At 44.7% G+C, this 11,558-nt stretch carries 9 protein-coding genes; 1 reads left to right on the forward strand and 8 read right to left on the reverse strand.

Going from position 1 to position 11,558, the window contains the following annotated elements; genetic code table 11:
• The first annotated feature begins 94 nt into the window (after window positions 1-94).
• The gene (locus C7Y69_RS08285) at window positions 95-673 is read left to right on the forward strand and encodes an exopolysaccharide biosynthesis protein (RefSeq protein WP_126872376.1); all 579 of its coding nucleotides are present in this window, start codon (window positions 95-97) and stop codon (window positions 671-673) included.
• Between the two features lie 51 nt (window positions 674-724).
• Here C7Y69_RS08285 and C7Y69_RS08290 read toward each other — a convergent pair whose 3' ends face one another.
• The 8 genes from C7Y69_RS08290 to C7Y69_RS08325 form a co-directional block, all read right to left on the reverse strand.
• Window positions 725-1,525, reverse strand: a complete 801-nt coding sequence (locus tag C7Y69_RS08290; protein ID WP_013783845.1) for a sterol desaturase family protein — start codon at window positions 1,523-1,525, stop codon at window positions 725-727.
• A gap of 2 nt (window positions 1,526-1,527) precedes the next feature.
• Window positions 1,528-2,178: a CDP-alcohol phosphatidyltransferase family protein gene (locus C7Y69_RS08295; protein WP_013783844.1), complete on the reverse strand. Its 651-nt coding sequence runs from the start codon at window positions 2,176-2,178 to the stop codon at window positions 1,528-1,530.
• Entirely contained in the window at window positions 2,172-2,840 is a 669-nt protein-coding gene (locus C7Y69_RS08300; protein WP_013783843.1) for an ATP-binding cassette domain-containing protein, read from the reverse strand. The genes C7Y69_RS08295 and C7Y69_RS08300 overlap by 7 nt, the downstream gene beginning before the upstream one ends.
• Window positions 2,837-4,633, reverse strand: coding sequence for an ABC transporter permease (locus tag C7Y69_RS08305; protein WP_126872377.1), 1,797 nt, complete (start codon window positions 4,631-4,633; stop codon window positions 2,837-2,839). Before C7Y69_RS08305 ends, C7Y69_RS08300 begins: the two co-directional genes overlap by 4 nt.
• Complete coding sequence (locus C7Y69_RS08310) at window positions 4,633-5,790, reverse strand: ABC transporter substrate-binding protein (RefSeq protein WP_244360234.1); 1,158 nt, start codon at window positions 5,788-5,790, stop codon at window positions 4,633-4,635. The genes C7Y69_RS08305 and C7Y69_RS08310 overlap by 1 nt, the downstream gene beginning before the upstream one ends.
• Before the next feature lie 88 nt (window positions 5,791-5,878).
• On the reverse strand, window positions 5,879-6,799 hold the full coding sequence (locus tag C7Y69_RS08315) for a DUF547 domain-containing protein (RefSeq protein WP_409513422.1): 921 nt from the start codon (window positions 6,797-6,799) through the stop codon (window positions 5,879-5,881).
• A gap of 25 nt (window positions 6,800-6,824) precedes the next feature.
• The gene (locus C7Y69_RS08320) at window positions 6,825-8,978 is read right to left on the reverse strand and encodes an FAD-dependent oxidoreductase (RefSeq protein ID WP_126872379.1); all 2,154 of its coding nucleotides are present in this window, start codon (window positions 8,976-8,978) and stop codon (window positions 6,825-6,827) included.
• A gap of 20 nt (window positions 8,979-8,998) precedes the next feature.
• Complete coding sequence (locus tag C7Y69_RS08325) at window positions 8,999-11,374, reverse strand: TonB-dependent receptor (protein ID WP_126872380.1); 2,376 nt, start codon at window positions 11,372-11,374, stop codon at window positions 8,999-9,001.
• Between the last annotated feature and the right edge of the window lie 184 nt (window positions 11,375-11,558).

Here is an 11,558-nt window from a genome sequence, read left to right on the forward strand (position 1 = left end):
GGAATACGGTGTAAACCATAATTCAAAACGCACGTAATAAAAAACAACAACTGTTTTTCACCACAGTATCTTTCCTTAGGACACGAGGTAATTTATGGATGCGTCAATTAGTGGGCTTTTGGATAAGCTCGTTGACGAGAGTGATAACGAAAAGCAAAGTGCTGGCGAGATTATTGCTCGCTTCGAAGATAGAGGATTTGGGCCGCTATTACTCATCCCCTCTCTTATTGCATTGCTTCCTACCGGCGCAATCCCAGGGGTTCCCTCTATTTGCGGTATCACGCTATTTTTAATTTGCATTCAAGTCGCTATTGGCAGAAATGCGCCTTGGCTACCTAATAAAATCACAAAGCAGGAAATTGACCAAAAAAAACTAGAAAACGCGGTAGAGCGCGCCAAACCTTACGTAAAGAAAACCGAAAAGTTACTAAAGCCCCGCATAACCGCTTTATCCAACACGCCGGGTAAAAATATAGTAGCAGGTTACTGCGCTTTGGCCTCGTTGTGCATGATTCCGTTAGAGGTAATACCGTTCGCTGTCGCACTCCCAGCCCTAGGACTAACACTAACCGCTATAGGAATGACCAATAGGGATGGCGCATTTATCAGCTTGGGCATGATACTTCAGCTAGGAACCCTTTATTTAGTTTTGAAAGTATCCGGATTAATCTAAGTAAAATTGATTTAAGCAGGCGATGCTACATGGTCATTTTAAATACTTACGCTACAGCGTGTGGCTATTATTAAACGGCATTTTTAATAGCGCGACTATGCCTGCATTTTTATTCGATGCAGGATAATCTTTTTGCCCTATAGCGATGTCTTCATCCCGTCTTGTGGCGCGGCTTTTAAAACTACCAAATATTTTATCCCACCACGATACGCTAAAGCCAAAGTTAGTATTAGACTCATCTTTTAATTGACTATGGTGAATACGATGAAGGCGCTGAGTAATGATAAACAGACCCAGTCTGTCATCCCACTTTTGAGGGAGGCGAATATTAGCATGATTAAACAAGGCAAAACCGTTTAACCCAACTTCAAAAATAACTATCGCAATAGCAGGAACACCAAAAGCGACTACTACTAACGCTTTAATGAAAAGACTCATCACAATTTCTATTGGATGAAAGCGAAGCCCTGTGGTGGTATCAACGTGACTATCGGCGTGGTGCATTTTGTGAATACGCCAAAGCAGTGGAATTTTGTGAAATAACCTATGCTGCCAATAAATTACCATGTCTAACAGCAACACACATAATCCAATCGCTAACCAATTGTTTATGATTACTATGTTAAACACACCAATACCTTCATTTTGTGCCCACATCGACACACCGACTAAACTGGCAGGTAGCACCACTCTAGAACAAAGCGCGCCTAACACCACCATACTAAGGTTGCCCTTCCACCGACTTAATCTGCCTAGCGAAGATTGTCTAGCCGGTAACCATGCTTCTAATAAAGCCATTAACGCGAATATGCCCAAGAACATACTTATTCGAATGAACCCAGCGTTATCCACGATTACTCCTCTTCTCTATTACAATAATCATCGATACCTTCTACTGATTTAAGGGTTATAAAACCACTGTAAATCCGAGTCACTATGGTTATTGCACACGCCGCAGCAAATACGTAAGCAAGTACCGGGAAATAACTAGGCCAAATACAAAACGCCAAGAATAAAAGTATCGTTTCAGTACCTTCGGTTAGCCCCTGCATGTAATAAAAACTCTTGTTCTTAAATTGGGGCTTTTCTATATTAAATTTTTCTGCGGCTACGGCAAATGCTAAAAAGCTACTGCCCGTTCCTACAAACGCAGCCATTAGCACTAGCGCAGGTACGCCCCATTCACTAGGGTTTGCTATACCAAACGCTAACGGAACCGCAGCGTAAAACAAAAAGTCTAAACAGATATCTAAAAAGCCACCTGCACTACTGCTACTTTGCTGGAAGCGGGCAAGTTCGCCGTCAATACCATCAAGCACCCGGTTGGCTACAATACAAATAAACGCCATTACCCACCAGCCATTCACGATGGCAGGCACCGAGAGCAAACCAATCACAAAGCCAACCACGGTGACCTGATTTGGCGTAACGCACGCTTTACTCAGCGCCACAATCATGGGCCTTAAAAGGGGTTTAATAAAAGGCGTAACTTTCGCATCTAGCATGTTTCAATCTCTATTAGTTGTCCCTGGGCGGCGTTAGCATCTTCAACGTCGTGGGTAACTAACAAGGTAGGTAATCCACGGGCTTTCAACTGCTCAAATACCCACTTGCGCATTTGACCTTTTGTAGCAGCATCTAGTTTGCTGAAAGGCTCATCGAGCAGTACAACACGAGGAGCTGCTGCCAAGGTACGTAACAAAGCTATACGCGCCTGCTGCCCCCCAGATAACGTTTGTACAGGGCGATGTTGTAGCTCGCTAAGCCCTACTTGCGCTAGCATGTCGCTTACTTGCTTTTCTCGTTGTTTTTTTGAAAGCTTAGGTTCAGAAGCCCCCTTATCTAACAAGGCGCTTTTGGGCGAGAGCGCAAACGCAATATTTTGCCCCACCGTCATGTGTTCAAATAGTAAAGGATCTTGATATAACACCCCTACGCCACGTTTGTGCGCCGGCGTATCATTAATGCAAATATCGTTGATATTAATACTGCCGGTCACAGAAAAAGGCGCAGTTAACGAACCCGCAACGGCGTTCAATAAAGTAGATTTCCCTGAACCACTTGGCCCCATAATAGAAAGTACTTCGCCTGCATTAACCACCGCGTTTACATTAAGCAAGATGTCGGTATGTCGAAACAAACTCACCTTATCTAATTTCAAGGTCATAATTTCGACTTCCTCGGTCGTAGAAGCGTGTAGCGCCCCATAGGGTTAAAGCAAATTGTGGGTAGCCACCACGCCAACACGAAACCAACTAGCGGCATAAATATTTGTACCAGCACGTACACGGCCGTTAATCGAACGCTACTGCCAGACGCCGCTGCCACTGCTTCTGTAGTAACAGTGGCAATGCGCCCACCGGTACTTAACACTGTGGGTAAATATTGACTAAAACTAATCGCCACCCCTAATGCAAAAGCTACCAGCAACGGCGCAAACAGTAACGGCAGCTTTATATGAACAAAAACCTGCCAAGGTGATTTTCCCATTCCGTAGGCTACCTGAATATATCGCGGCTCAAATTTACGATAGGCCACTGCCAGAGAAATAAACACATAAGGCAGTACATATACAAGGTGGCTAATAAATAGATGAAGCCAAACCGCATCATTAAAATAGGTGAGTTGGAACCATACCAAACCGTATAAAAATGCCACGCCAGGTACTAGTAGAGGCAAAAATAAGGTACTCGCTAATACCCCGCCTACCCAACGGTTAAAATATTCAGAACGTTTGTTATCTTGCCTATTTAACGCCTCGGCTTCTAAAGCCAAGGTCGCAATTAGCACAGAAAATGCGCTTACAAAAGTCGCCAGTAGTACTGTGTTTTTAACCGGTTCTGCTAGCGCACTAAGCGTGGTTTTCCAATGCAATAAGGTAAAGCCTTCAGGGAGTAATGTGGGAAACGTCCAAAAGGTAGCAACCGACCACAAAGTGGTACTTATTATTATCGACAGCGCTAGCAGTGAATAACTTGCCACCACTGAATAGGCTACAAAAGAGGCGAACATTTGCCCTGTGTAACGAGAGCCATTGGTATAAAAACGGCCTTGAACTCGCTCAATTATATTTTCACCTATTAACCATATACCAATAGCAATCAGCGTAACGACAACTTGCAGCAACGCAGCAGCCGATGCCTGAAAACGCATAGATAAATCCACATGATTGAACCACTGCACCACAGCAACGGCTAATGTAGGAGGGTTATTAGGCCCTAACAATAAAGGTATTTCCACATTCGCTGTAGCATAGGCAAGTACGGCCAATAAGGGCAATCTAACTTGTGAGTACACTACCGGAAAAATCGCTTTAAAAAACACAGTTACCGGAGCATAACCAAGCGCGGTAGCACTATTAAAATAGCCATCAAACTTTCGCTTCACCTGGGGTTGCGACAACACACTTACCGCTATTAAAAATACGAAAGGCAATTCTTTCAACGCTAACGCAACAATGATGGATATACCGAATCTATCGTAAGGAAATTCCCACGAAGGCGGCAACACGTTCTGTGTGTTCGACAAGTTTTCAGCACCACTTGAGAAAACAGACACTGCATTACTAACCACAGAGGCTAACAAGCCAGAGGGTGAAAGCACAAATAGCAGCGCAATAGCCGCAGCAGCATGCGGTAACACTAGCAATGGGCTTAACCAACTTTGAAGCCTATTTAGATAGGAAGAGCGGTAGAACACCGACAATAACAAAAACGCGCTGGCTACCGATAACGCGGTAGCGATTAAGCCCGTTAACAAAGAAAGCAATGTCATATTAACAATGCTTTCTAGGGCAAATAGATGTTTAAAAACCCCAAGATTAAAGTCGAACGCATTAAGTGCTGGAAAATATCCAAAAGCGGGCAATACCACGCCAACAAGCCCAGCAAATACAGGTACGCTTAGCAATGCAATGAGCAATACACGCACGCTCTGCGTTATGTGTTGAAATACCGCCATTAGAAGCGCTCACCGTATCGCAGAAACCAAGCCTGCCTCAGAGCGTCAGTCCAGCTGCTATGAGGTTCAGCAAATAGCGGCACTGCTTTTTGTGTATCCAATGCTGCCGTATGTTTCGCCGCAGGTTTAAATAGCGCCTTTTCAGAAGCAGATAGCATCGAAAAATCGAGCACTGAATCGTCGCCCCACACCGCCAATTGCTGCTTTTTCGCTTGTGCTTGCGGCGACAATAAGAAATTCACCACCTGTTTTGCGGCGGTGACGCTTTCAGTGTTATAGGTAATGCCAATGAAGTGCACATTCGCCAAACTGCCATCCTCCATGGCGTATGTGCGTATACTTTCGGGCAAATCAAAGCGGTTTACCGCGCTGGGGATCTCTGCCGCAGTAAACGAAAATGCCAATAGTAATTCACCGGTTCCCATCAGTCGCTGAAGCTGTGAGGCTTGACGCACCATGTATTCCCCCTGCTTGTACATCAGCGGGTGTAGTTCATCTAGGTAGCGCCACAAAGCTTGGGTTATGTGGGCTAATGCAGTTTTAGTAACGGGTTGATACAGGAGGTCACGGTCTTTTTCATTCAGTGCAATAGCGGCGTATTTTAAAAAGCTGATCCCCAAGTAGTCGTTGGGTAAGGGATAGGTAAAGCGTCCCACATGGTCCTTTGCAAAGCGTAAAAGTTCGGGAAGATTAAGCGGTGGCTGTTGTACAAATCGGCTATTGTAATAAAACACCATAGACGCTTTACCCCACGGTGCTTCTTGCCCGTGGGTAGGAATGCCAAAGTCGGTGATCATGGCTGGGTTTCGTGATGGGTTCGTTAATGCAAAGTTGGGAAGGCTGTTTACCCAGTCTTCAAGCAACAAACCATTGCGCTGCATGGCTGCAAAATTTTCACCATTAATCCAAATTAAATTAACGCTACCTTGGCTATCGTTTCCTGCTGCTTTTTCGGCTAATACGCGTGATACCGCATCGCTAGTATCGGCTAACTTCACATGATTCAGCGTAATATTATACTGCGTGTGAACCTGCTCGCTTACCCACTGAATATACCCGTTAACTTGCGCACTTCCGCCCCATGCATGAAACTGCACCACAGGCGATCGCACAGAGTTTTGATCTGATACTTCGTTCTGCTGGGCCTGCGCCGGCATAAAAAAAATACTTACGCCAAGCATAAAAAATAGTCGTGTACGCACCAGCGCGACGCTTAAAAAATAGCTAAACACCAAAAAAAATGAATTACTCTTGGTCATTCAACGCCCAGTTGTAATCCAAAAATTCAATTTCTGTACTTTCTGAAGCGATTTTCTTAGTATCAGTTTCGCTTAGTGGAGTGCCATCTTTTTCTGACAATGCCCCGCTGTAGTGAGTTAAGAACCCTCTTAAGCTTGTTGAGTCACCCCATTGCACTTCAAAGTCTTCTTTATACCAACTGAAAATTTTCGAAATATGAAGGGTATTGCCATCGTAATAATTGCGGCTATTGTCAGATAAAAAACGAACGGTCTGCTGCTCTAATTGCTCATCTAACTTATCGCCCACATAGGCTTCTTCACGTAATGCAGGACAACCAATACTTGCGCAGTTTACGGCGAAGTGAATGCGAGGTTCGTTGTACACTCCCTTTTCACGAATGAGATTGTGTTCTATATCGTCAAGCGTACGCTTTTCACCTAACAGTGGTGCAAAAGCTTGCTTCCAAGGTGATGAAAAGAAACCACCAATGTCACGAATAGAGGTTAAATCAGGGTATCGGGTTAATATTAAATCGATGGTATACGCATTGTACGCATTAATTAAAAACGCCAACTGCGTGTTTTTATCCCACTGATTAAACGTATCTTTCGACACTGCAGATAAACTTTTCAGATAAGCAGTAAGTTCTGTTTGCGCCGATTTAAAACCCGCATAATCAACTTCTGTGCTCGTGCCTTTAATTTCTACTCCATCACGCGTAGTAACAGGGTTAATAGGCGCAACATATTTCGTTAGCATTGCTGAAAATGCTTCATGTAGAGAAGCTTCAGCATGAGCTACCACCGGCGTCGCCAGTAGTAACGCGCCCATTACCATTGATGCTAATCTTGGCGCTAGAGTTGGCGCTAGAGTTGCCCCTAACGCTGCCGCTAAGCCTGACTTTTTAAGCTTTATAACATGCATAGAAAACATAATATTTACTCGCTTATTAACCACGACGCCACGTGTGGAATTTTTCCACATAGCTTAGTAACTTTTCTGGTGTGTTAGCGCGCTTCCATGTACCAGCAGTGTTTTTGGCACCCTCGGCCCACGTTGGGTAAGCGTGAATAGTGCCAAGTAATTTGTTAAGCCCCAAATCGTGCTTCATGGCTAATACAAATTCCGCGAGCAAATCACCAGCGTGTTCAGACACAATGGTTACCCCTAAAATTTTATCTTTACCCGGCGGAGTAAGTACTTTTATAAAACCTTTTCTAGCACTTTCAGCAATGGCTCTATCAAGTTCTTCAAACTCGTAGCGAGTTACCTCCACCTCTATACCTTGGTCAGCGGCATCGGTTTCGCTTAACCCTACCCGCGCTACTTCAGGGTCGATGAAGGTAGTCCAAGGAATAACACGGTAATCAACTTTGAATTTTTTAAAGATACCAAATAAAGCATTTACCGCAGCATACCAAGCGTGATGCGATGCAACATGGGTAAACTGATACGGCCCAACTACATCACCTGCCGCATAAATGTTAGGCATTAAGGTTTGTAGGTATTCATCGGTTTCAATAGTGCGGTCAAATTGAATGCCTAACTCTTCTAACCCAAAACCGTTAAGGCGTGCTTTACGCCCTACCGCTACAATCACTTCATCGTATTCGATAGCGCTTTCTTTGCCGTCTTTCGCGACTACTAGGGTTTTGACACCGTCTTTATTTTCAAAACGAAGGGCGTCGTGGCTGGTTAACACGTTTACGCCACTATCGCGAAGCACGGTTTCTGAAAATTCAGCGACTTCTTTGTCTTCACGGCCCATAAGCTGTGGTGCTCGCTCAACTTGGGTGACATCACTGACCAAGCGCGCAAAGGCTTGTGCTAGTTCGCAGCCAATCGGACCGCCACCTAATACAATCATTCGTTTTGGCGTTTCTTCTAGCTCAGCAAAACGGCTCCATAGCGTATCAGAAGTTACGTAGCCACTCTCTTCAATACCTGGCAATGGTGGTACAAACGGGCTTGCGCCTGTAGCCACTACAATGCTTTTGGTCGTTAAGGTTTGCATGCCGCCATCGTTTTGCTTAATTTCCACCGTCCAAGGGTCGATGATTTTTGCGTAGCCTTTTACTACATCCACACCCAAACTGGTGTAGCGCTCTACACTGTCTACCGGCGCGATAGTAGCAATAACGTTATGTACACGCTGCATCACTGTTTTAAAAGACATAGTAGGTTCAACACTGTGCAAACCATAGTTTTCAGCTTGACGCATCTGGTTGGCTACTTTTGCAGTTTTGATGAGAGCTTTACTTGGCACGCAACCATAGTTCAAACAGTCACCGCCCATTTCACCGGCTTCCACTAGCGTAACTTTTGCTTTTACCGCTGCGGCAATATAACTGGTCACTAAGCCACCCGCACCTGCGCCAATAACGATAAGGTTTCTATCGAATTTAGCGGGCTTTTTATAGCCTTTGTAAACACGGCGACGCTCAACAAACGCCACAATGGCTTTAGCAATCCACGGGAATATACCGAGTAATACAAACGATAGAATAAGGCCTGGCGATACAATGCCCGATAAGCTGTCTATCTGCGCAAGCTGGGTACCAGCATTTACATATACGATGGTTCCCGCCAACATGCCTAACTGACTTACCCAGTAGAATGTCCACGTTTTAATTGATGTTAAGCCCATCAACAAATTAATCAGGAAGAACGGAAACACTGGCACTAAGCGCAATGTAAACAGGTAAAAAGCGCCTTGTTTTTCAACGCCTTCGTCAATCTTTTTAAGCTTTTCACCAAAACGCTTTCTTACGGTATCGCGTAAAATAAAGCGTGCCACTAAGAAGGCTAAGGTAGCGCCTACACTTGATGCAAACGATACAATGATAAAACCCTGTACTAGTCCAAATAAGGCACCCGCGGCTAAGGTAAGAATGGCGGCACCGGGCAACGACAAGGCCGTTACTGCTACATAAATAGCGAAGAAGACCCCAATGCTTACCAATGGATTTTCTTCAATTTGTTGTGTAAAGGTATCTAATGAGCCTTTCAAACCGTCAAGGGTAAGATAGGTATTCAAATCGAAGTAAAAAAAGCCAAAAACGGCAGCCACCAATACGGCGATAAGTGCAATTTTCTTAAACATAAACTATTCCTTAATTGCGCTTAAAACGCGTATTGCATAGTGAACTGAACGTGACGAGGTGTATTGGGCATGGCCAGGGTAGCGCCAAAGTAACCACCTTCAAACACAGGCTGCCAGTTTTCTTCGTCAGTAATATTAATAACATCAACACGAAGCCGCATATCATCAGTAACCTCATAATCGGCATTTACATCAATATTGATTTGATCCCGAATAAATACAGTTTGTAGGAAATCTAGTGGGAACGACTTGGTGTACAAGGCTGATGCACCAACTTGTAAGTCATCGGTAAGTTGCCAGCCAGCATTTAATGACACGATTTGCGATGGAATGCCCTGCACTAATGAGTCAGACGGAGCAAACGCAGCAAAAGACGGCGAACCAACGCCATTGCCTTCAATAATGTCTGGTCGACTATCGTCAAAAGCATCGGCCACTTGTGCAGTATCTTGAAACGCCGCTGAATCATCGAAGCGCGCATCCAAATAACTGTACGCCGCATTTACCCACACATCTTGCCCTTGGTAGAAAACTTGCAGCTCTGCGCCTTTGGTTTTCACACCACTGTTGCTGCCATCGCGGTTACGTAAACTACGAGTTTGGTCAAATACCGACACTTCACCATACCAATGACTATCAGGAGAATACTTAAGCCCTACTTCGTAAAGGGTATTTTCAGTGGCAAAATTTAGCGGGTTAATTTCGTTGGCACTGGTAAGTGTAGTACCCCCTGCCATGCTATTGGATGTGGCATCATTCTCTGACCACGCCACATAAGCATTAAGTGATTCTGTTAGCTTGTACACCGCACTGAGTTGTACGCTTTCAAGTATATCGTTATAAGTGTCAGAAGCGGCGGTAACCCCTTCAGGAGCAAGGGGATCGCGCGCTTCTACATCGTAATAGTCGAATCTAACACCGGCAATGCTTGAAAACGATTCTGTCCACTGTGAACGCTGCTGCAATGCAAGGCCCGTTTGTAAGGTGGTTGAATCCGTGGTGTCGGATAAATTGTAATCCCCTACACCATCGCCATCTATATCGTACTGGGCACCAGGTGATACAAATACGCCGGGACGAAGCTCAACCAATCGTGCTTTTTGTGCATCGGTTAAGGGTATTTCTCGGTTACTTAACGGGCCGGTTAAATCTACAGGGCTATCACCTTCAGTCGTAAACTGGCTGTAACCTAATACATCGTTGTAACGTAACGCCAAACCAAATGTGGTGGTTTGCTTATCGTTCCAAACCACGTCTAATTCAGTGCGATTCTCGAACGCATCGGCACCATCAATAATCTCTACAAAGCTATTCTGAGCAATTTCTTCACGGGTTAGGTGCTGATAGTAGGTCATGTTTCGCAGCACAAGGCTATCTGAAAATTGATGGGTTAAATTGCTGCGCAGTACAGTAGTTTCAGCACCATTAACATCATCAGGGTGGGTATACACCTGACTTCGCGGAATAACCACTTCACCGGTTGGTGAAATAATAGCGCCCGCACCAGGTACGGTACTGCCATTCGTTTGTACGCCTTGGCCCGTTATATAAAGGTTGTTATCAATCAGGTTTTGCGTGGGGCGATTAATACCTGCAATGTCAGGATATTCGGCATCGTAATACTCTGCACTTACGTCCCATGTTGTGGCATCGCTCGGTGTATATCTGTAAGCAATAAACAGGTTTTTGCTTTCACGCTCGGCATAGTCGAAAAAGCTGCCATGATCTAGCCACTCAACGCTGACTCTCACCCCACTTTTGCCTTCTTCAATGGCGGTACCATAATCAAGCTGCGCCGAGTATTGATCCCAACGACCAGCGCGCAACGTGATATTCCCTTCGCTATCTGCAGTAGGCGCAGTTTTGGTTTGCAGATTCACAAAGCCACCATTTCGCTGCGTGCTGCCAAACAGCACGGGCGATGGCCCTTTCACTACATCTAGTTGTTCAACACTATTGAATGAAACCGGTAAACCAAAACCATTGTTACCTGATTGGCGACGTATACCATCTTGAAATAGCTCGCCCAATTGCCCACGTATACTTGGCAAACTAGGGGTACCAAAACCGCTAGATGCATAAGCGTTAGGCGCAGCTTTTACAATATCGTGTAAGGTATTGATGTTTAATGCATCCATAGCTTCAGCCGACAAAGACGTTACCGCTCGGGGCGTATCAGCTGCCGACATGCCAGCGCCAAATAATCCACTTAACGTATTGTCGCCAGGGTTTAACGGGTTTAGCACTTGCTGATTTCCAGTCACCTCAACGACTTCTATATCTTTTTTTATGTCATTTTTGTCGATGGTATCAAGCGTGTCAGCTTGCTGAGCTTGCAGCCCTTGGCTTACAGATAGAGCCAGTGCACTGATGGCAAGCCCAATATTATTTCTCATTCGTATTTTTACCTTACAAGATTGCTTACTCGACAAGACCGACACCCGGCTAAAAATATTTCATAAGCATTTTTATTTTTTTCTATGAAAGTTTTTGAAATTTAATATGAAACCCCCCGTTCTTTATCGCTACACAAATAAATAGGAGTTAAAATGCAATCTCAACACATATGAGCCTCCGGGC

Source organism: Alteromonas sp. KS69 (assembly GCF_003989595.1).
Lineage (GTDB): Bacteria > Pseudomonadota > Gammaproteobacteria > Enterobacterales > Alteromonadaceae > Alteromonas > Alteromonas naphthalenivorans.